We start from the raw sequence: 18,562 nt of genomic DNA, 5'->3' as shown, positions 1-18,562 counted from the left end.
AGAGGCCGTTGAGCGCCTCCACCGGAGCATGCGTGCCAGCCGAATCGCCTCTATCGGTGCTCGGGGTTGTCGAAGTCGAAGCGGCATCCGGCGTCCCATTCCGAGCGCTGGTTGCCGTGGGCCGGGATGCCGCCGGCGTCCTTGAGCATGCGTGCCAGGTGCAGCAGGTTCCAGGTCATGAAGGTGGTGTTGCGGTTGGTGAAGTCGTTGTCCGGCCCACCCGAGCCCGGGTCGAGGTAGGACGGTCCGGGTCCGGCCGCGCCCACCCAGCCGGCATCGGCCTGCGGCGGGATGGTGTAGCCCAGATGCTGCAGGCTGTAGAGCACGTTCATGGCGCAGTGCTTGACGCCGTCCTCGTTGCCCGTGATCAGGCAGCCGCCCACCCGCCCGTAATAGGCGTACTGGCCGGCCTGGTTGAGCAGGCTGGAGCAGGCGTACAGCCGTTCGATGATCTTCTTGGTCACCGAACTGTTGTCGCCCAGCCAGATCGGCCCGGCGATGACCAGGATGTCGGCGGCGAGCACCCGCTGGTAGATGGCGGGCCACTCGTCGCTCTCCCAGCCGTGCTCGGTCATGTCCGGCCATACGCCGGTGGCGATGTCGTGGTCGATCGCCCGCAACTGCTCGACGCTCACACCCTGCGTGTCCATGATGTGTGCGCTGAGATCGATCAGGCCCTGGGTGTGGCTGCGCTCGGGGCTCTTCTTGAGGGTGCAGTTGATGAACAGCGCCCGCAGATCGTCATACCGGGCAGGCGCTCCGTTGACTGTCATCGTGACGGTTCCCTTCGATGCGGTCCAGGTGCCTCCGTGGGCAGTTTCGGGCCGTACCTGCTCTTCGGCCAGCAGGCTCGCCGCGTTGCGGCAGCTACGGGACGAGGCGATGGGCGTCTGCGCCGTTCAGCTCAGACGGGCCATCCAGCGGCTGTGAGTCGTCCAGCAGTCCACGATCGGGAAGCCACCGGCGCCTGCGACGCGCTGGATGTCGCTCACCGACACGGTCGCCCACCCGAACCAGTCACCGACGTGCGGGCCACGGCGCAGGCGTACCCGGTCGACGCGGCTTCTCGTCGCGGGCGGTGCGAGCTCGACCAGGACCTGGCCGCCTGGCCGGACCAGCTGCCTGACCCGCCGCAGCAGCACCTCGGGGTGGCCGCCGATGCCGATGTTGCCGTCGGCGAGCAGCGCCGTCGCCCACTGACCGCTCCCCGGGACCTCGTCGAAGACGTTCCGGAGCATGGCGAAGCCTCCCGCCTTGCGGGTAAGGGCGACGGCGCGAGGGGTGATGTCGATGCCGAGCGACTGAACGCCGCGGCGGGCCAGCGCGACCGTCAGACGGCCGGGACCGGAGCCGATGTCCAAGGTCGGGCTGGTGCACCTGCTCAGGAGCGCCTCGTCGCCGTCGACCGGCTCGAACCAGCGGGCGGTCTCCAGCACGACGCGAGTGCCGTCGACGTACTCGATCTCGGCAGTGGCTCCGGCGAGCGCGTCGGCGTAGAGCTGCCCGATCACCGGCCCAGCTCCCTCAGCGTGTTGGCGAAGGAGGAATGGGGTGCCTGCGCGGCCACCGCGACGGCGTCCGCCGCCGTGTCGACGTCGGTCAGCTCGGGCAGCAGGTGGACGGTGAGCCCGGCTCGGTCCAGCCGGTCGAGTTGGAGTTTGCCGGTTTCCGGGTGCGACATGGGCACCCCGTGGAGCAGAGAAGGGTCCGGTTCGCGCAGGCCGAGCAGCCAGAAGCCGCCGTCCGCGGCCGGGCCGAACACGGCGTCGTGGCATTCCAGGGCGTCCACCGCCTCTCCGAGCAGAGCGGGTGTCACCTGCGGGGTGTCCATGCCGATCAGGACGACGGGTTCCGGCTGGAGCCGGTAGGCGTCCGTGAAAGCCGCCGCCAGCCGCTCGTCCAGTCCCGAGCCGCGCTGCGGGATCACCGCGAATCCCGGGGGCAGCCAGCTGCCCGGAAGCCCGTCGAGGGCGAGCACCCGCTGGCCGGCGGGCGTCGCGGAGACGGCGAGGAGGCTGTCGCGGAGCGAGGCCTCGGCCAGGGCCGCGGCCTGCTCCGGACTGTACGGCGGGGTCAGCCGGGTCTTGACCCTCCCGGCCACCGGCTCCTTGGCGATGATCATGATCTGGACCATGTGATCGACAGTAGGGCGGCGCGGTGTGCTCAATCCTTACGAGTTGCTGACAGCGGCTGCTCGACCGGGGCGGCGCGGGAGCGGCGTACGGCCCAGCCGATCAGCACCGCCAGCGTGGCCGCGGCATAGCAGGCCATCGCCGGCCCGGGGTGCGCCGCCGGGCCGGCGACGTACGCGACCGCGCCCGCCAGGGCCACGCCCAGCCACTCCCACCGGCCGTCCATGGCGGCCAGCGCGACGACCAGGAGTGCGTACCAGGAGTACCCCGGGGTGAACAGCAGCAGGAGCGAGCCGGTGACCACCAGCGCCCCGCGCCAGGGCCGTTCCGGGTCACCGCGGCGCAGCACGTGGATGGCGACCAGGGCGAGTATCAGGATCGCGGCGTAGGGAGCCCATGAGTCGGGCATCACCAGCCGCAGCACCAGGTAGCGGTTCCCGCCGGCGGGCGCTTCGTACCGCTCCTCCTGGAGGTAACCCGGCAAAAAGCCCACCACCGGCCCCTGCGTGGCCAGCACGTAGGGGAGGTACGACAGGCCCACGACGAGCGCGGCGGGCACGACGAGCCGGAAGACGCGCTGCCACGCCACTCCGTTCGCCAGCGCTCCCGACAACGCGCCGGGCAGAGCCGTGGCGGGCAGCAGCTTGGCCGCCACGGCCGCTCCCAGCAGCGCGCCGCGAGCGCGCACGGTGCAGAAGGCGAGTACGACCAGCAGCACACCGAGCATGTCGACGTGCGCGTTGTTCACGGCCTCGACGGGTACGGCGGGGCACCATGCCCAGTACGCGGCCGAACGGGCGCCCGCCCGGCGGCACAGCGCGAGGAGCACCAGGACGGCCATCACCCAGCCTCCCAGCTGGAGGACCTTGTGCCGGACGCCGTCCGGTGAGACCCAGTGGACCAGCAGGAAGTAGCCCTGCGCGATCGGCGGGTAGATCGTGGGCACCGTGGGGCGGTTGATCCGGGTGCAGCCGCCATCAGGAAGCGGCCAGAGCTCGGGGGTCGTGCACTCCGGCGGGAACAGCCAGTCGTCGCGCAGCGGGGCGAGGGCTGGATCGGCCGGCGGATGGTCGTACGGCGAGATGCCCGCCGCCTGCACGCGGCCGTCCCAGGCGTACCGGAAGGAGTCGGTGCTGCTGCTCGGCGGCGCCACCAGCCCGATCGCGGTCAACGCGACGCCGCCCGCCACGACCAGGGCGGTCAGCCGCCTCTCCGGCACCCGCCGCGCCCGCCACCCGGCTGCGGCGAACAGCGCCCACGCCAGCACGTACCAGCCCAGTTCGGGCGGCCCGGTCACCATCTTGACCACGACGGCGGCCAGTGCCAGGAGCACCCCGCCCAAGAACAGCATCTGACGGTTCACACCGGGCAGCGTCGCACCCGGAACCGGGCTCATGGCCGCCGTGGCCGCGACCGTACGGGCTTCGTAAGAACTCGCCGGCCGAGGTTCTTACGGAGTGCGAACGTGCCTTCAGCACGATCGCGGGGCGCGTTAGCGTCGGCCGGGTGAGAGTGATGCTGACCGGCTCCGCCGGTTTCATCGGCGGCCACGTGGCCGAGGCCCTGGAGGGCACGGGACACGAGGTCGTCGGCCTCGACCTGCGGACCGGCACCGACGTGCGCGACGCCGCCGCGCTGGACCGGCTGCTGCCGGGCGTGGACCTGGTGGCGCACCAGGCGGCCAAGGTCGGCCTGGGGGTGGACGTCTCCGACCTGCCGGACTACGCCTCGGTCAACGTGTACGGCACGGCCATGCTGCTGGCGGCGATGGCGCGGCACCAGGTCGGACGGCTGGTGCTCGCCTCCTCGATGGTGATCTACGGCGAGGGTCGCTACGCGTGCGCCGAGCACGGCCGGGTCCGGCCGGGCCCGCGTGCCGTACGGGACCTGGAGCAGGGCCGGTTCGACCCGCTCTGCCCTCGATGCGGCCGCGCGGTGCGCTGGGCCGCCGTCGGGGAGGATGCCTCGCCCGATCCGCGCAACGCGTACGCCACCAGCAAGCTCGCACAGGAGCACCTGGCCGCCAACTGGGCCAGGGAGACCGGCGGGAGTGCCGTGGCGCTCAGGTATCACAACGTCTACGGGCCGCGCATGCCCCGCGACACCCCCTACGCGGGAGTGGCCGCGATCTTCCGTTCCGAGCTGGAGGCGGGGCGGCCGCCGAAGGTGTTCGAGGACGGCCGCCAGCTTCGCGACTTCGTGCACGTGCGTGACGTCGCCCGCGCGAACCTGGCGGCCGTCCTGGCGTCCTCACGGCCTGGTGAGCTGACGGCGTACAACATCGCCAGCGGCACCCCGCACACCGTGGGCGAGATGGCGGTCGCGCTGGCCGCCGCGCGGGGCGGGCCGGAGCCGCAGGTCACCGGCGCCTACCGGCTGGGGGACGTCCGCCACGTCGTCGCCTCTCCCGAACGTGCCGGGCTCGAGCTCGGGTTCCGCGCCGAGATCGGCTTCGAGGACGGCATGAAGGAGTTCGCGTGGTCATGACGGTCGACGTGATCCTGCCCTGCCTGAACGAGGAGGCCGCGCTCGGCTGGGTGCTCGGGCGCATGCCGGACGGTTACCGCCCGGTCGTGGTCGACAACGGCTCCACCGACCGCTCCGCCGAGATCGCCCGCGAGCTCGGCGCCCACGTCGTCCACGAGCCCCGGCGCGGCTTCGGCGCCGCCTGCCACGCCGGACTGCTGGCCGCGACCGCCGACGTCGTCTGCTTCATGGACGCCGACGCCTCGCTCGACCCCCGCCGGCTTCCCACCGTGGCCGCGCCCGTCATCGGCGGTGAGGCCGACCTGGTCCTCGGCGCCCGCCGTCCACGAGCCGCGGGCGCCTGGCCCTGGCACGCCCGGCTGGGCAACGCCGTGCTGGCGCGCACCCTGCGCCGCCGCGCCGGGGTGATGCTCCACGACCTCGGGCCGATGCGGGCGGCCCGGCGCGGCCGGCTCCTGGAACTCGCGCTGACCGACCGCCGGTTCGGCTACCCGCTGGAGATGGTTCTGCGGGCCGTCGCGGCCGGTTGGCGGATCGCCGAGGTGGACGTGGACTACCTTCCCCGAGCAGGGCACTCCAAGGTGACCGGAACCGTACGCGGCACGCTGCGGGCCGTCGCCGACATGCGGCGTGTCATGGCCGAACTGGGATGAGCCAGGTCGCTCGGCGGCCCTGCACACCGGCGAGGCGCGACGCGATATGTACCGCTTCGAAGCGTAGAAGGCGGCGTAATCGGTAAGGACAGCAGCATCCGACATCGGCTTCGGGGGGACCGCCTACGAGCCCCGCCGGGTTGGAGCACGCGATCGCCGCGGAGGCCGCACGAATCATGGCGGCCGAGGGTTGATCGGGACCAGCGGGTGACCGTCTGGGACGCCGCCCCGACGCCCTGCCTACGGCCGGCGTCGGCGAACCACCCGACAAAAGAGGGGTCAGCGGCCAGGTTGATCGTCACTCCGGCGGCGGACCACGGCGACCGGGCAGTGAGCGTGGTGCAGCACGCCGTGGCTGACGGAGCCGAGCATCGCTATCCCACGCCCGCGATTGCCCACCACGAGCAGGTCCGCGTCTTTGGACGCCTCGGTGAGCGCCGCGACCGGATGCACAGAGGTGATATCCGCGATCGCGTCGACCTCGGGGTGTTCGGCCCGCCAAGGGGTGAGCCGATCGTGGACGAAGTCGTACTGGGCTTGTTGTAGCCGGTCCCAGTCGAGCGAGACCGCGTGAATGGGGACGGAGTAGGCGTAGAGGACGTGCAGCGGCACTCCGCGCAGGGACGCCTCGTTGAAGGCGTGGGCCAGGGCGGGCTCTGAGGAGTCGGTCTCGTCCAGACCTACCACGACCCGACCATGGTCAGCCGCGACCGAGCGTACGACGACGATCGTGCCGTGGGCGTGGCCCGCCAATCGCAGGCTCACCGAGCCGAGCAACGCGCTGGCGAATCTACTCCGGCCGCGCGAGCCGACCACCAGTTCGGCGGCCGGCTCCGCCTGCGCCCGCAGCTCGGCCACCGGCGATCCGATCTTCACCTTGGTGGCGACCTCGATGCCGGGCCAGCGGGCCATGACAGCCTGGGCCTTCTTCTCCAGCATGGCCTCGGCGGCCTCCCTGAGGCCATCCAGCAGGCCAGGGATCGGGAAACGGGGAAGTTCGTAGGAGCCGTGTTCGATCACATGTACGAGCTCAAGCCGTAGTCTTTTGCGCGTGGCATCGGCAGCAGCCCAAGCGATGGCGGTGTCGGCGCCCGGCGAGTCGTCAGTCCCCACGACGATGACGTCGTTCATGGTTGCGCCTTTCGCTAGCCGTTGAGGACGTCGTACGGGCCCTCTGCCCGAAGCGTGGCAAAACCACGGCAAAGAGCCTCAAGGCTGGCCGTTCATCCGGAGTCGTCCGCCTTCGGTGAGCTGAGGCCAGATCTCCGTTGTGAACAGGAGGTCCAAGGGCCCCCTGAGTTCGGGTCATATGCCCCTGTCGTCAACCGTTGCCTCCGCCGGAGGCTGAAGAATAGGGGAGGTACATGATGAGGCGCGCGAGTCAGTGGGTGATGCTTCGAGTGCGCCGGTACTGGCTGGGACGGAATCCGCTGCGTCGTCGCTCCGATCGGCTGGAAGCGGCAGGTGTGGCCGTCACGTTGATTCTGCTGCTGTTCAGCGTCTGGCCGGCCGTCGTCGTGGGGCGGTCGGTCTATGAGAGAGGCCTGCAGGCCGAGCGAGCCGGCCAGGGCATCCGCCAGTCGGTGACGGCGACTCTGGCCCGGGATGCGCCGTACACCCTTCCTGCCGGAGGCGGCGAGGATGGCGCGGAGCCGGGATCACACGCTCCCGCGCGGTGGATGGCTCCCTCCGGTCACTGGATGACGGGCGAGGTGGCCGTGCCCGCGGGCACCAGAGCGGGTACGTCCGTAAAGGTATGGATCGACGGTCACGGCGAGTTGACCACTCCTCCGACGAGCCACGCGGAAACACTGACGGGCGCCATGGTCGCGGCCTTCCTGGTCGTCGTGGGATCAGCGGCTGCACTGTCGTTGGCCTTCCGGGCTTTCAGAGGGTTGCTCGACAGAGGGCGGTACGCGGCGTGGGACGCCTCTTGGGCGGAGGCATGCGCGCGGTGGCGCCGCCGCAAACCTGACGGGTAGCCTCGTTACATCTCACACGGCGTACAGCGAGAGCCGAAGATCAGGTTTTGTCCGCCACGGCGATCACGACCAGCGGGCCCTTGTCGTACTGGACGAGGGCATGGCCGACCGATGCCCGGATCGGCGGGTGCCTTACCCTCCCTGAAGCGTTCCCGGCCGGCCCGGGCTTGGGCCGCGGAGCCAGGGCCATTGGTCCTCAAAGAGAAGGACTTCCGTCCCTGGCGAGACGAACCGGACGGCGGGAGGTTGGTTTTAGGCCTGTGAGACGAGCGAGGGAGTCCAACCTGAGAGCCTCGAAGGAGGATCAATGGAAGGGCTGAGAGGTCGGAAAGCCGAAAGACTGACCGGCGACCCCTAGCCACCTGATCCGGACCATACCGGCGAAGGGAGAGCGCCTCGCAGGTCTTCGTCGTGTGCAGCCCGGGAACTCCGAACGTGTTCAGCCGGCTCGGACACGTGATGGCCGCGCCCTCCCCGGCCTGCGCGCGCAACATGGTCCCCGTTGAGCAGTTCGGCGCTCACGTGGAGGTGGTCGTGGGACCCGGCCGTCAGAGCGGCGGCCTCTCGGGAACCGTCCACCCCTACGATGATCGGCTCGGACAAGCGATCAACCTCCCCCGGCCGTCCCGGCGGGTAGCAACACGGTACGCACGTCCCGAGGGAGCCGTTCGAGCACATGCGTAACCGACGCCTCAGAGATCTCCCCGCACAGGAATTCCGTGACAGTGGCAGCGAACTGGGGCACATCCCTGAGCGCGACGCGGGCCGAGCGTGCGAAGTACTCGATGAACTCCTCCCGGCTCCGGCGGATCGGTACGCGGCTGGGCTCCCAGCCGTTGTAATACACCCCACGGAGCAGATCGGGCAGTTGCGCGGCCAAGTGGGCCGCGCTGTCCACGGTCAAACCGTCCCTGACCGCGTGCAGCCAGCCCCTCAACACCCGCTGGGCCAAGTTCCGGTCCTCGGTGCCGATCGCGTCAGCCAGATCGCCCAGCCATCGGTTGGTGGTCTGGACAGTGTGCTCGATGCTCTGTACTCGTGTGTGCGGCATTGTTCCCTCCCTGTGCATGCCCGCCGCCACAGAACCTTCAGTTCCGGGCAAGTAGGTCGTCCAGCGACTCATCGCGATGGAGCCGTCCGATGGCATCGGCCAGTGGCGAGGCCGCCGAGCACACCCCAAGCCGCATCGGCGGCGTAGGCGGCCGGGCAACGGTGTCGGTTGACCAGGACCTGATGGATCCCGGCACGATCGAGACGCCCGCCGCGGCCTCGATCGTGGCAAGCGCCTGGTTCCGCCGCCACCGAGGCCCCCCGCTGGCAGCGGAGTATCAGGCCCGCGTGTCAGTCGAGTGCGTAAACGCGATGAACGAACTCGGCAAGCTTGTTGTCGGGCAGTTCTTTCGCGAGATCGGCCTCGCTGATGATGCCGGCAAGGCGGTGACTTTCGATCACGGGCAGGCGCTTGACGTGGTTCTGCTCCATCTTGAACAGCGCCTCCTCGAGGCTGGCATCGGCATCCACCCATACCAGCCCCCGAGCCAGCTCCCCGGCGGTGGTCTGGTCGATGTCCCCGCCGTGGGCGCAGCACTGGACCACGATGTCCCGGTCAGTGATGATGCCCTTGAGCCGGTCGTCGTCCCCGCAGATGGGCAGCGCGCCGACGCCGAGATCGCACATCATCTGCGAGGCGACGCGCAAACTCTCGTGTTCGCCGATGCACTGGACCCCCTCGTGCATCACGTCCCGGGCTTTCACTCCGGTTTCGCCTATATCCATCGCTCGCCTCCCGAACAGGGTACGAAGCGCTCTCTTCTGCCCCTACCCGTGCTGGTCCGAGCATGGGCAGGCGTGCCGCCGGAAGATGTAAAAATCGTTCGACGAACTCTCTGGGATGCCTCATGCGTTCACGTGCTCGACCCTCGCATCGGGCCCTGGGAACACCAGGGTGTCGTGCTCTGAGTCGAACCAGTGCACCATGTAGGGCGGCGAGCCGTCCGTGTGCTCCACCACGGTGATGACGCCGATCCGGCGCGGATCACTCTCGTGACGGCCCTCGATGACCAGCTTGTCTCCAACGACAGCCTTCATCATGCACCTCCGTTGGTCCTCTCCCCTCAAGGGACGCTCTTCCCGCATTCGGCATGCCGACTCCGGAGGCAGGACCCGAGCGCCGGCCGGCGGTCACACGTCAAGGGTGACCGTGCACATCCATTGGTCCCCGCGCTGCTCGAAAGCCAGCCGGTGCAGGGTGACCGCCTTGGGAACCGCCCCGGTCTGCGCCATCGTCTCGACCTCTGCCGTCGCCAGCAGCAGCCCGTCCTCCTCCGGCGTGGCGCGGATGGGCACCTGACCGGTGGTGTCCATCCTGTAGATCACCTCATCGAGCGCGGCGACGAGCCGGTCTTCCGGGCGGCCCGGCGCGAGGCGCACGCGCTGCTCGGCGCACGCGACCCCACCTGCCGTGTCCAGGAAGCTGTCGCTCATGGCGAGGACCGCCTCGGCGATGCACTCCATGACCGTCGGCGCCCAGGCCTGGATGCGGGTGTCGGCCGTGTGCGGCAGCGTACGATGCCCGCGGGTCATCTCTCACCCCTTGACCACGCCCAACGGCACCAGCCTGGCCACCTTGCGGCACAATCCCGCGCACTCGGCGGCGGTCACCACCTCGTCGACGTCCTTGTACGCGGCCGGGGTCTCCTCGGCCAGGCCGCGCCAGGTGGAGCCACGCACGGCGATGCCGCGGGCCTCCAGCCGGTCGCGCAGTTCACGGCCGCTGATGGAGCGCGCCGCCCGGTGGCGGCTCTGGGTACGGCCCGCGCCGTGGCAGGTGGAATGGAACGCCTCGCCGCCGGAGACGCCGACCAGCACGTACGACGCCGTTCCCATGGTCCCGGGTATCAGCACCGGCTGCCCGACGGCCGCCAGGTCGGCCGGCAGATCTGGATGGCCGGGCGGCAGGGCGAGGGTGGCGCCCTTGCGGTGCACGCACAGCAGCCTGCCGTCGTGCTTCTCGATCTTGGCGAGATTGTGCGAGACGTCGTACACCAACTCCAGTTCCGCGCCTGTGACCTCGGCGAACGCGCGCCTCACCGCCTGGCCGAGCAGCTGACGGTTGGCCCGGCCATAGTTGGCGGCAGCGGCCATCGCCCCCAGGTACGCCCGGCCCTGGGGCGAGCCGACCGGTGCGCAGGCGAGCTGCCGATCCGGAACCTGGATGCCATATCGGGGCATGGCCACCTCCATCGCGCGGACGTGGTCGGTGCATATCTGGTGCCCGAGCCCGCGCGATCCGCAGTGGATCATCACGCACACCTGGCCGGCGCGCAGCCCGAAGGCGGCTGCCGCCTTCTCGTCGTAGACCTGGTCGACCGCCTGCACTTCCAGGAAGTGGTTGCCCGAGCCCAGGCTGCCCACCTGACCCTGGCCGCGTTCCATGGCCCGCGTGCTCACGTGAGAGGCATCGGCGTCGGCGACCGCTCCGCGGTCCTCGCAACGCTCCAGATCGCGGGGGACGCCGTGGCCCTGCTCGACGGCGTAGCGGGCGCCGCCGTACAGGATGTTCTCGAGCCGGGCACGGCCGGGCGACTGCCAGACCGCGTCCCTGCTCGGGCCCCGCGGGATCGTGACGTCGAGGAGATCCATCAGCCGGTCGCGGCGCAGCCCTTCACTGTCCACGTCCGCGGCCAGCAGTCGCACCCCGCAGGAGATGTCGAACCCGACCCCACCAGGCGAGACGACACCACCCGCTGCCACGTCGGTGGCCGCCACGCCGCCGATCGGGAAGCCGTACCCCCAGTGGAGATCGGGCATCCCGTACGAGGCGCCGACGATCTCCGGCAGGGTGGCCACGTTGATCACCTGCTGGAGTGCCTCGTCTTCGGGCAGCAGTGCGCGGGAGGTGAACACGATCCCGGGCACTCGCATGGCCCCATGCCTGTCGATGCGGAATCGATGGGAGGTCTCCTTGACGAGCTCCATCCGGGCTCCTCATGAGGGTGTCAAGACACAAACTGTCAGGCCCGCGGAGCGAGTGACTCCCTCGCCCGCCTCGCGGGCAATGTCCATCCTCCCTCCCGCCGGCTGATCCCCTCAGGGGCGAAAGACCTTTATCCCCGGCCCGTTCGGCCTGATCTGGTCGGCGCGGACGGCTCGGTGTGGGCCCATCATCGAGGCTGGGCGGCGCCCTGACGCCCCCACTCCTTCTCGCGCGAGCCGGGGCAGGACCGTTCAGCCTTTGGCCAGGGCCGGGACGCCGACATCGGTAGAGCCGCTTTTGCCGGCACGCCACCGGAAAGTGCGGCTGAGGTTTCTGGAGGGCCGTGGCACCACCGCGACGTGAGGGCCGTCAGGTGCTGCCGATGAGGCCACCTGGCGTGCCCCGGTGCCTGCGCCCAGTGGCCGCGGCGAGCGCCTGCTCAAGGCTGTCGTGCGTCGGCAACCACCGGTCCATTCCGCTGAGCCGCAGGACACGAACGGGCTCACGCTGTAGACCCACCAGCCGAAGGGCGCCGCCATCACGGCTGATCTCCTGCCGTAGGCGCAGCAACGCGTTCAACCCGGTGCAGTCCATGAAGGAGGTGCCGGCCAGGTCCATGACGACTTCATCGCCGGCCCGGTGGACTCGGCGTACGAACTCCTCCAGCTCATCGGCAGTCGCCAGGTCGAGCTCCCCGCTGACCACGATGATGGTGACCCCTGCCAGGTACTGCCGCCTAAGGGTGATCTCACCCATACTCTCCACGATAGAACTTCCGCGGATAAAGGCCGGATGAGCTTCCTTCTCCGGTCCGCCACGCTTGCCGCAAAGCCGTCACCAAGGGGCGGCCGGGGGGTTGGGGGAGGCGTAAAGGCTTGATACATGATGCGGGCGTTCGTCTGGCCGAACGGCTGGCTGGACTCGTCACCGATGAGAACGTGGTCGTCCTCGGGCTGCCCAGAGGTGGCATGCCCGTGGCCTTCGAGGTGGCTCGGGCCGCCTGCCGGATGTCCGCCTACCGCCGAGGGCACGGTGCGGTGACGAACCGGCTCAGGGGCCATCCCCGGATCCATGGCCACCCCACCGCGGCCGCCCAGTCAGAGCATCCTGGGCGCGGGACTGTGGCAGCGCCTGATCCGCATCGCCGTCGTCCTGACCGCCGTCACGCTCGGAGTGGCCGTCTGGGCCCACCAGACCGGCCGCCCCTGGCAGAGCATGGCCTTCTTCGCCCTCGGCGCCACCCAGCTCGGTGTCGCGCTCGGCTCCCGTACCCGGCCGGGCACGCTGGCCAATCCGATGCTGCTGCTCGCCGTCGCCGGTGCGCTCGTCCTGCAACTCGCCGGGCTGTACCTCCCACCGCTCCAAGAGTTGCTCGGCACCCAACCGCTGGGCCTTGGCGACCTGCTCATCGTCGGCGCACTGTCGGTCCTCGGCTACGCCGCCGTCCGCCTCGACCGGATCCTGCACCCGCCCCGCCCCCAACGGCCCACCCACCCATTGATCACATCACGGTGATCGACCAGCTCGGGCAGGCGGGTGACGTCGCCTTCGATGAAGCGCGGGGTCAGGCCGGTGGCGGTGGCGGTGGCGTCGCGGCGGGCGGCTGATCCTGATGGTGACCGGAGCGCTGCGCTTCTCGACCGGCCCGGTGTGGCCGCTGGCCGTGGCCATACCCGCGAGCGTGATCCAGCGTGCCGGCCGTCGTGCGTGCCCCTTCCCGCGGTGATGGCGGCCTAGAGAGCCGGGCTGCGACGTTCGATGAAGACCACGTCGCGCCAGACGCCGTGGTGGCATCCGATGCGCTCGCGCACTCCCACCTCCCGGAAACCAAGCGCCTGATGGAGTGCGAGGCTGGCGGCATTCTCGGGAAAGACCCCGGACTGGATGGTCCAGACGCCCGCGTCCTCGGCGGCCGCGACGAGCGTCTGCAGCAGGGAGCGGCCGATCCCTTGCGCCTGGCAGCCAGGGTGGACGTAGATGCTGTGCTCGACCACGCCGGTGTAGACGGGCCTGGCCGAAACCCGGGAGGCCGCCACCCAGCCGGCCAACTGGCCCGTCTCGGTATCGACGGCCACATAACGCAGTTGCTCAAGCCTGGCGGCGTTGAAGCCTTCCCAGCTCGGCGCCACGGTCTCGAAGCCGGCCTGCCCCGTGTCCAGGCCGGCCTGGTAGATGGCCAGCACCTGCTCGGCATCGGCCTCACACATCGGCCGGATCTCCAGTCCTGGCCCGGCGGCGGGTTTGGCCGCCTGGACGATCGCCGAGTGCACGCCGTCGCCGTGGCCGGCGGTCAGCGTGATGCGTACGCCGACGAACCCAGCCGCCGCGAGCAAAGCGCGGTACTCGCCTACCGGCAGCGCCCCGGCCACGCAGCCGATCCGCTGCTCGGCAGCCAGACGACGGGCCTGATCGACGTCACCCTCGACCACGACATCGCTGACACCGAACCGGCCGCCCGGCCGCAGCACGCGGAACGCCTCGGCCAGAACGGCGGCTTTGTCATCGGAGAGGTTGATCACGCAATTGGAGATGACCACGTCCACTGACCGATCGGACAGCGGCACACATTCGATGCTGCCCTTCAGGAACTCGGCGTTGGTCACGCCCGCCTGCACGGCATTGCGACGGGCCAACGCCAGCATGTCGGAGCTGGCGTCCAGCCCGTACGCCTTGCCTCGCGGGCCGACTCGGCGCGCCGAGAGCAGCACGTCGATGCCGCCGCCCGAGCCCAGATCCAAGACGGTCTCTCCAGCGCGCAGCTCGGCCACGGCGACGGGGTTACCGCAGCCCAGGCTGGCCCGCACCGCGCCGTCCGGCAGGCCGCTGGTGTCGTCGTAGCCGGCAGTGCCGAAACAGCCCTGATCGAAGGCGTCCTGGCCGCAGTCGGCGACCGTCCGGCCGGCGGAGGCGGCCCGGGCCAGAGCGGAGTAGTGGTCGATGATCTCGTCAGACGACATGACGGCACTCCTTCACTCGCAGGTGGGCGCGTCCGGAACGGGCTTGCCCATGACCACGTCGGCGGCGGTCGGGAAACAGCTCACACAGTTCTCGTTGATCCGGTACAGGCTGGAGGTGCCTTGCTTGTCGACCAGCACGAAGCGGACCTCGGCCAGGATCTTCAAATGGTGCGAGACGGTGGACTGCCCCACCCCGGATGCGGTCACGATCTCGCCCACGCTCATCGGCGCGCGCCGGCGAGCCAGCAGCGACACGATCTGGATCCGCGTCGCGTCGGCCAGGGCCTTGAACCAGCTCGCGTACTCCTCGGCCTCCGCGCGCGGCAGAGGCCCCTTCTCCTCGTTCATCGTCAATCGACGATAATCGATAGATGGGGGGAGCGGAAGCCCTCAGGCAATCACGCTGGAGGGCATACCCCACTTCCGGAATCGAGCAATTCCAGGAGTGAATGCTCCCGACCGGCACGCGGCCATTTCATGTGTCCGCCGATTCGGGCTCCGGCCCTGGCTTAGGCGTATTCGGCCAGGCCGGAGCAGTCGAAATCGAGTGCGCCGTGGCAAGATCCGTTCGCATGTACGGCTCTTACTACTGGACGCACCCGCGCTTCTCCGACGAGCGGCTGATGTCCGCCTGCGAGGCCCTTCAGGCCGACGTCGCGGAAACCTGGTCGGGGCCGATCAGCCCGTTCCTCACTCTCCTGCGGAGCGGCGACCAGGCCGCGGTCGGGATCGCGCTGGACGTGTACCGGCGGTCCAGCGCGCTCAGCCGATTCGGGGGAGCCCCGTTGTACGGGGCACATCAGGCCGAGGTGCTGAAGGCCGCTCGTGAGCTCCTTCGGCAGCCGCCCTCGTCCGCCGACATGAGCCCGGAGACCGGCGCGGGCGCGAACCACGCCAGCGCCCTCAACGCGATGATGAACGTCGCCGAGCAACAGGACTGCGACCTGATCGCGGACGCTCTGGAGCAGACGACGAACCCCGCGGTCGTCGAGGCGGCGGCCGACGCCGCGGGCGCCGCTTTCTTCCACACCGAAGGCCCTCCTCACCTGCGCCTCCTCGCGCTGGTCGCCGCTTACATCGACGACGCCGACCGTCCGCTCCGGCTGCGCGTCCGGATGCTCTCGGCTCTCGAGGGCTGCCAGGATCCTGAGGCCACGGCGCACCTTCTGCGGGCTCTCCACCGGCCCGAGGTGGAGATCCAGGTACAGGCCGCCGTCGGTCTGGCCGACGGCGACCGTCTGGACGCCCACCGCGAACTCCTGGAACGCGTTGCGGCTTCCTGGCCGGACGACGCCCCCTACATGGCCGAGGAGGTACGGCGGATCCTGGCGGGCGAGGACGACTGACCTGGCTTGCACGTCTGGCAAGGCTCCTGTGGTCTCCGAGCGTCTGACCGGGGTGAGTCAGAGTCGGGCCGCGGTCCAGCAGTCCGGCGCGCCAGGCTTCCCACATCCCACCATGGCGTCGAGGACCTTGGCGAGGTCGGACGTCCTGGCGTTGCCGGGGTCGTTGGACTCCTGGTTCGGATCCGCCACCGTGTCGTAGTACTCGGGCTCCGCCTCGCCCTCGTACTCCACGTACAGCTCTCCGGCAGTGCGCACCGCCGCGTAGCTGGGCGGCTGTGCGTTCCCCGCCTGGAGCGGCTCGGCATCGGGGTCCGGCTCGCCCGGCGCGGCCGGGTTGGGCTTGACGTGCTCGATCAGCGCCGTCTTCCGCCAGTCCTTCACCTTGTGGCCCTGGATGAGCGGCAGCAGGCTGCGTCCGTCACGGCCGTCACGGGTGGCCGCGCCGATCCCGGCCATGTCGAGGAAGGTCGCGAACAGGTCGACGTTCTGGGCGATGGCGCCGCTCACCAGGTCGCCATGCCGTCCCGCCGTAGGCCGTTTGACCAGCAGCGGCACCCGGACGTCGTGGTCGTAGGCGGTGGACTTGCCGCGTACGAGGCGGTGCTGGCCGAGATGGAACCCGTTGTCGCTGGTGAACACCACATACGTGTTGCGCTTCTCGGCGTCCGTCAGCGTGGAAAGGACACGCGCCACCATGTCGTCCACCGACTGCACCATGCGGATCCGGTCGCGGAAGTCCTTGCGCAGCTCCTTGACCAGCGCGGGGGCGAGCGGAGCGCGGCGTACCCACGAGGGCTTGTCGGCGGTGTCCTCATCGAACGCCGGCAACGTGCTCACGTCGATGTCGTTGCAATCGGGCCCGCCGCAGTCGCCGTGCGGGAACTCCCCGGCCGGGAACTGGGTCTTGGGCCGGTCGCGGCGCGCGGGTGGGAAGCGCGGCTCCTTGTCGCCCGGCTTGGCGCCGATCCTGGAGTGCGGCGCGAACGGCGAGACCTGGAGGAAGAACGGCCGGTCCGGGGCGCGCTCGCGTGAGCGCTCGATGAAGTCCGTGGCCCGCTTGGCGAGCTCGTCCACCAGGTAAGTGCCGTCGGAGGTGTCCAGACCGGGAGCCTCCCCCTTGACGTAGCGGGTGAGCTGGTACTTGAACTCGCTGTAACCGCCGCCGGCCGCCACATGCCACTCGTCCCAGCCGGGCGGGACGTGGTAGTCGGCGTCCACCGGATACTCGTTGATGTACTTGCCGAGGTAGCCGGTGCGGTATCCGGCCTGTTCCAGCGAGACGGCGTAGGTCCTGGACTCGTGCGGTGCGAACGCCTTGTAGCCACCGCGATCGGAGTTCTTGTTCGTGGCCACGCCGGTATTGTGCGGGAACTGGCCGGTGAACATCGAGGCGCGTGACGGGCAGCACAGCGAGTTGGACACGTAGTAGTTGCTGAACGTCGTGCCGTCGTCGGCCAGGCCGCGCACGGTGTCCATGTACGCGAGCAGGTCGGCGGACATGTCGTCGACGAGGAAGAAGATGATGTTCGGCCGCTGGGGCTTGGCGACCGCGACCGTCCCCGCGCTCGCTTGCGAAACCAGGCTCAGGCCGAGGACAAGCGCGGTGGCCACCGCTAAAGCTCTGCGGATATGTCGGGTTATCGCCATGACCGCCTTCTTTACAATTGTCCGACGATGAAGGTGGAACGCAGGCTAATAGCGCTCAATACGGCGATCAACCGATTGATCCTGAAGGCTTCCTGGCAAAGCGCGCCGCATGCGCGTCACGGCCAGCCTCACTGCCGTCGGACGGGTGTGACCGGGGTCAGGTCTGCGCGGGTACGGCCCGGGCCTCCGCCCGCTCGATGCGCGCCTTGACGTCGCGGAAGTGCAGCCGCATCGCCTCCCGTGCGGCCTCGGCGTCCCGGGCGCGAAGCGCCGCCACGATCCGGCGGTGGTTGACCGCGATCTCGGCGGTCCGCTCCTCCGGCGGGCCGAGCGTCGGCTCGACCTCGTGGTAGACGTCCCAGAACAGGCCGATCAGCTGCAGCACCAGTTCGTTGCCGCACGAGTCGTACAGCAGCGCGTGGAACGCCCGATCGGCTTCCCGGTCCCGATCCATGCCATTGGCCAGGGCCTCCAACGCGGCGAGCCGGGGAGCGCTGGTGCTCTGAGCCACCTGGCCGATCAGCCCGGTCTCGAGCAGCTCGCGGACCTCGACCAGATCGTGCAGCGCGCGGATCCCACCCGGCCCCGAACGCACCCGGAAGGCGAACGACGGAGTCAGCGCGTCGAGCGACGCGTGCCCGACGAACGTCCCATGTCCGTGCCGGATCTCGACGATGCCCAACGCCTGCAGGGCCCGCACGGCCTCGCGGACGCTGTTGCGGCTCGCCCCGAGCAGCTCCATCAACTGCACTTCGGTCGGCATCGGTGACCCGGGGACCAGTCCGCGCTCGTGAATCAGGGCGACGATACGCTCCTGAAGTGACGCATCGTCACGTGTACGCATGCCACCCCCAGGCTCGTCGAAGGCCTTGCGTCAAACATCCCGCCTCTTGGTCCCGGAAGGCCAGCCCGGTAGAGGAAAGTTTACGCCGACGACACAGATGACCCCCCGGGCGGACATGGCCTGTTCGCGCGCTCATTCGGGGACATAGGATGTTCTACGTGTACCGAACGGATGGCGGGGCCCTGTGGAGACGTTGACGCCGGGGTCGCTCGGCGGCACCTGGGGCACGGTCCTGCTGCCCATCCGGGACGACGAGTCGATCGACTGGACCCGCCTTGAGGCGGCGCTGGACGTGCTCGTCGCCGCGGGGCTTGACGGCCTGTACGCGCACGGCACCGCGGGCGAGTTCCACGCGCTCGGGGAGGATGAGTACGACCGCGTCAACGCGCTGACGGCCGAGCGGTGCGAACGGCACGGGCTCCCGTTCCAGATCGGCGCCGGCCACATGAGCGCGCAGACCTGCCTGGCCCGGAGCCTCGAACGGCCCCTCGGCCAGCAGCCGGGTGTTGGCCACGCAGTTGAGCGCCACCCCTCCGGC

At 69.8% G+C, this 18,562-nt stretch carries 20 protein-coding genes and 2 pseudogenes; 6 read left to right on the top strand and 16 right to left on the bottom strand.

The annotated features are described in order from the left end of the window. Window positions 1-50: 50 nt before the first annotated feature. The 4 genes from ACWDX9_RS35755 to ACWDX9_RS35740 all read right to left on the bottom strand — a co-directional run bounded on the left by ACWDX9_RS35755 (window position 51) and on the right by ACWDX9_RS35740 (window position 3,495). The gene (locus ACWDX9_RS35755) at window positions 51-773 is read right to left on the bottom strand and encodes a flavodoxin family protein (RefSeq protein ID WP_449961968.1); all 723 of its coding nucleotides are present in this window, start codon (window positions 771-773) and stop codon (window positions 51-53) included. Window positions 774-899: 126 nt separating this feature from the next. Then, window positions 900-1,511 (bottom strand): class I SAM-dependent methyltransferase, encoded by a 612-nt coding sequence (locus tag ACWDX9_RS35750; protein WP_364256373.1) that lies wholly within the window; start codon window positions 1,509-1,511, stop codon window positions 900-902. Continuing rightward, window positions 1,508-2,134: a TIGR04282 family arsenosugar biosynthesis glycosyltransferase gene (locus ACWDX9_RS35745; protein ID WP_449961965.1), complete on the bottom strand. Its 627-nt coding sequence runs from the start codon at window positions 2,132-2,134 to the stop codon at window positions 1,508-1,510. Before ACWDX9_RS35745 ends, ACWDX9_RS35750 begins: the two co-directional genes overlap by 4 nt. Window positions 2,135-2,163: 29 nt before the next feature. Next, window positions 2,164-3,495 (bottom strand): glycosyltransferase 87 family protein, encoded by a 1,332-nt coding sequence (locus ACWDX9_RS35740; RefSeq protein ID WP_449961962.1) that lies wholly within the window; start codon window positions 3,493-3,495, stop codon window positions 2,164-2,166. Between the two features lie 143 nt (window positions 3,496-3,638). Here ACWDX9_RS35740 and ACWDX9_RS35735 point away from each other — a divergent pair, with 143 nt between their 5' ends. Then, window positions 3,639-4,619, top strand: coding sequence for an NAD-dependent epimerase/dehydratase family protein (locus tag ACWDX9_RS35735; protein WP_449961959.1), 981 nt, complete (start codon window positions 3,639-3,641; stop codon window positions 4,617-4,619). Then, window positions 4,616-5,272: a glycosyltransferase family 2 protein gene (locus ACWDX9_RS35730; RefSeq protein ID WP_449961956.1), complete on the top strand. Its 657-nt coding sequence runs from the start codon at window positions 4,616-4,618 to the stop codon at window positions 5,270-5,272. Before ACWDX9_RS35735 ends, ACWDX9_RS35730 begins: the two co-directional genes overlap by 4 nt. A gap of 279 nt (window positions 5,273-5,551) precedes the next feature. On the opposite strand, the gene ACWDX9_RS35725 is transcribed toward ACWDX9_RS35730, so the two are convergent. After that, entirely contained in the window at window positions 5,552-6,403 is an 852-nt protein-coding gene (locus ACWDX9_RS35725; protein ID WP_449961953.1) for a universal stress protein, read from the bottom strand. Between the two features lie 233 nt (window positions 6,404-6,636). Between ACWDX9_RS35725 and ACWDX9_RS35720 the strand changes: the two genes are divergently transcribed. Continuing rightward, window positions 6,637-7,254 (top strand): Rv1733c family protein, encoded by a 618-nt coding sequence (locus ACWDX9_RS35720; protein ID WP_449961950.1) that lies wholly within the window; start codon window positions 6,637-6,639, stop codon window positions 7,252-7,254. A gap of 607 nt (window positions 7,255-7,861) precedes the next feature. Here ACWDX9_RS35720 and ACWDX9_RS35715 read toward each other — a convergent pair. From ACWDX9_RS35715 to ACWDX9_RS35690, 6 genes are all read right to left on the bottom strand, one after another. Further along, the gene (locus tag ACWDX9_RS35715) at window positions 7,862-8,305 is read right to left on the bottom strand and encodes a DUF2267 domain-containing protein (RefSeq protein ID WP_449961947.1); all 444 of its coding nucleotides are present in this window, start codon (window positions 8,303-8,305) and stop codon (window positions 7,862-7,864) included. 290 nt (window positions 8,306-8,595) lie between these two features. Then, window positions 8,596-9,030, bottom strand: coding sequence for a CBS domain-containing protein (locus ACWDX9_RS35710; RefSeq protein ID WP_449961944.1), 435 nt, complete (start codon window positions 9,028-9,030; stop codon window positions 8,596-8,598). Between the two features lie 120 nt (window positions 9,031-9,150). Continuing rightward, a complete protein-coding gene (locus tag ACWDX9_RS35705; protein WP_449961941.1) occupies window positions 9,151-9,345 on the bottom strand; it encodes a DUF1918 domain-containing protein in 195 nt (64 codons plus the stop codon). A 90-nt stretch (window positions 9,346-9,435) separates the two neighbouring features. Next, window positions 9,436-9,837 (bottom strand): archease, encoded by a 402-nt coding sequence (locus tag ACWDX9_RS35700; protein WP_449961939.1) that lies wholly within the window; start codon window positions 9,835-9,837, stop codon window positions 9,436-9,438. A 3-nt stretch (window positions 9,838-9,840) separates the two neighbouring features. Next, a complete protein-coding gene (locus ACWDX9_RS35695; protein WP_449961936.1) occupies window positions 9,841-11,232 on the bottom strand; it encodes an RtcB family protein in 1,392 nt (463 codons plus the stop codon). 367 nt (window positions 11,233-11,599) lie between these two features. Continuing rightward, window positions 11,600-11,986 carry an anti-sigma factor antagonist gene (locus tag ACWDX9_RS35690; protein WP_449961933.1) on the bottom strand — a complete coding sequence of 129 codons (387 nt, stop codon included), beginning with the start codon at window positions 11,984-11,986 and terminating at the stop codon, window positions 11,600-11,602. 315 nt (window positions 11,987-12,301) lie between these two features. Here ACWDX9_RS35690 and ACWDX9_RS35685 point away from each other — a divergent pair, with 315 nt between their 5' ends. After that, window positions 12,302-12,745, top strand: coding sequence for a cation transporting ATPase C-terminal domain-containing protein (locus tag ACWDX9_RS35685; protein ID WP_449961930.1), 444 nt, complete (start codon window positions 12,302-12,304; stop codon window positions 12,743-12,745). A gap of 218 nt (window positions 12,746-12,963) precedes the next feature. On the opposite strand, the pseudogene ACWDX9_RS35680 reads toward ACWDX9_RS35685, so the two are convergent. From ACWDX9_RS35680 to ACWDX9_RS35670, 3 genes and pseudogenes are all read right to left on the bottom strand, one after another. Further along, window positions 12,964-13,440: pseudogene (locus tag ACWDX9_RS35680) on the bottom strand (N-acetyltransferase family protein); the annotation flags it as partial. A 183-nt stretch (window positions 13,441-13,623) separates the two neighbouring features. Further along, window positions 13,624-14,187, bottom strand: a pseudogene (locus ACWDX9_RS35675) (methyltransferase domain-containing protein); the annotation flags it as partial. A gap of 12 nt (window positions 14,188-14,199) precedes the next feature. After that, on the bottom strand, window positions 14,200-14,535 hold the full coding sequence (locus ACWDX9_RS35670; protein ID WP_449961927.1) for an ArsR/SmtB family transcription factor: 336 nt from the start codon (window positions 14,533-14,535) through the stop codon (window positions 14,200-14,202). A 224-nt stretch (window positions 14,536-14,759) separates the two neighbouring features. On the opposite strand from ACWDX9_RS35670, the gene ACWDX9_RS35665 reads away from it, so the two are divergent. Continuing rightward, window positions 14,760-15,533: a hypothetical protein gene (locus ACWDX9_RS35665; RefSeq protein WP_449961924.1), complete on the top strand. Its 774-nt coding sequence runs from the start codon at window positions 14,760-14,762 to the stop codon at window positions 15,531-15,533. A gap of 57 nt (window positions 15,534-15,590) precedes the next feature. Here the strand turns inward: ACWDX9_RS35665 and ACWDX9_RS35660 are convergent, their stop codons facing one another. Further along, window positions 15,591-17,144 (bottom strand): sulfatase family protein, encoded by a 1,554-nt coding sequence (locus ACWDX9_RS35660; RefSeq protein WP_449961921.1) that lies wholly within the window; start codon window positions 17,142-17,144, stop codon window positions 15,591-15,593. Between the two features lie 193 nt (window positions 17,145-17,337). Continuing rightward, window positions 17,338-18,024, bottom strand: a complete 687-nt coding sequence (locus tag ACWDX9_RS35655; RefSeq protein ID WP_449961918.1) for a FadR/GntR family transcriptional regulator — start codon at window positions 18,022-18,024, stop codon at window positions 17,338-17,340. A 184-nt stretch (window positions 18,025-18,208) separates the two neighbouring features. Here ACWDX9_RS35655 and ACWDX9_RS35650 point away from each other — a divergent pair. Next, window positions 18,209-18,562 (top strand): dihydrodipicolinate synthase family protein (locus ACWDX9_RS35650; RefSeq protein WP_449961915.1); only part of this gene is annotated, 354 nt, incomplete at its 3' end.

Source organism: Nonomuraea sp. NPDC003201 (genome assembly GCF_053590415.1).
This window is presented reverse-complemented; position numbering and strand designations above follow the sequence as displayed.

What these genes read in the sequence shown, in the direction of transcription:
- ACWDX9_RS35755 (WP_449961968.1), bottom strand. Translation starts at nt 773, where the DNA reads ATGACAGTCAACGGAGCGCCTGCCCGGTATGACGATCTGCGGGCGCTG.
- ACWDX9_RS35745 (WP_449961965.1), bottom strand. Translation starts at nt 2,134, where the DNA reads ATGGTCCAGATCATGATCATCGCCAAGGAGCCGGTGGCCGGGAGGGTC.
- ACWDX9_RS35730 (WP_449961956.1), top strand. Translation starts at nt 4,616, where the DNA reads ATGACGGTCGACGTGATCCTGCCCTGCCTGAACGAGGAGGCCGCGCTC.
- ACWDX9_RS35725 (WP_449961953.1), bottom strand. Translation starts at nt 6,403, where the DNA reads ATGAACGACGTCATCGTCGTGGGGACTGACGACTCGCCGGGCGCCGAC.
- ACWDX9_RS35720 (WP_449961950.1), top strand. Translation starts at nt 6,637, where the DNA reads ATGATGAGGCGCGCGAGTCAGTGGGTGATGCTTCGAGTGCGCCGGTAC.
- ACWDX9_RS35715 (WP_449961947.1), bottom strand. Translation starts at nt 8,305, where the DNA reads ATGCCGCACACACGAGTACAGAGCATCGAGCACACTGTCCAGACCACC.
- ACWDX9_RS35710 (WP_449961944.1), bottom strand. Translation starts at nt 9,030, where the DNA reads ATGGATATAGGCGAAACCGGAGTGAAAGCCCGGGACGTGATGCACGAG.
- ACWDX9_RS35705 (WP_449961941.1), bottom strand. Translation starts at nt 9,345, where the DNA reads ATGATGAAGGCTGTCGTTGGAGACAAGCTGGTCATCGAGGGCCGTCAC.
- ACWDX9_RS35700 (WP_449961939.1), bottom strand. Translation starts at nt 9,837, where the DNA reads ATGACCCGCGGGCATCGTACGCTGCCGCACACGGCCGACACCCGCATC.
- ACWDX9_RS35695 (WP_449961936.1), bottom strand. Translation starts at nt 11,232, where the DNA reads ATGGAGCTCGTCAAGGAGACCTCCCATCGATTCCGCATCGACAGGCAT.
- ACWDX9_RS35690 (WP_449961933.1), bottom strand. Translation starts at nt 11,986, where the DNA reads ATGGGTGAGATCACCCTTAGGCGGCAGTACCTGGCAGGGGTCACCATC.
- ACWDX9_RS35685 (WP_449961930.1), top strand. Translation starts at nt 12,302, where the DNA reads ATGGCCACCCCACCGCGGCCGCCCAGTCAGAGCATCCTGGGCGCGGGA.
- ACWDX9_RS35670 (WP_449961927.1), bottom strand. Translation starts at nt 14,535, where the DNA reads ATGAACGAGGAGAAGGGGCCTCTGCCGCGCGCGGAGGCCGAGGAGTAC.
- ACWDX9_RS35665 (WP_449961924.1), top strand. Translation starts at nt 14,760, where the DNA reads ATGTACGGCTCTTACTACTGGACGCACCCGCGCTTCTCCGACGAGCGG.
- ACWDX9_RS35655 (WP_449961918.1), bottom strand. Translation starts at nt 18,024, where the DNA reads ATGCGTACACGTGACGATGCGTCACTTCAGGAGCGTATCGTCGCCCTG.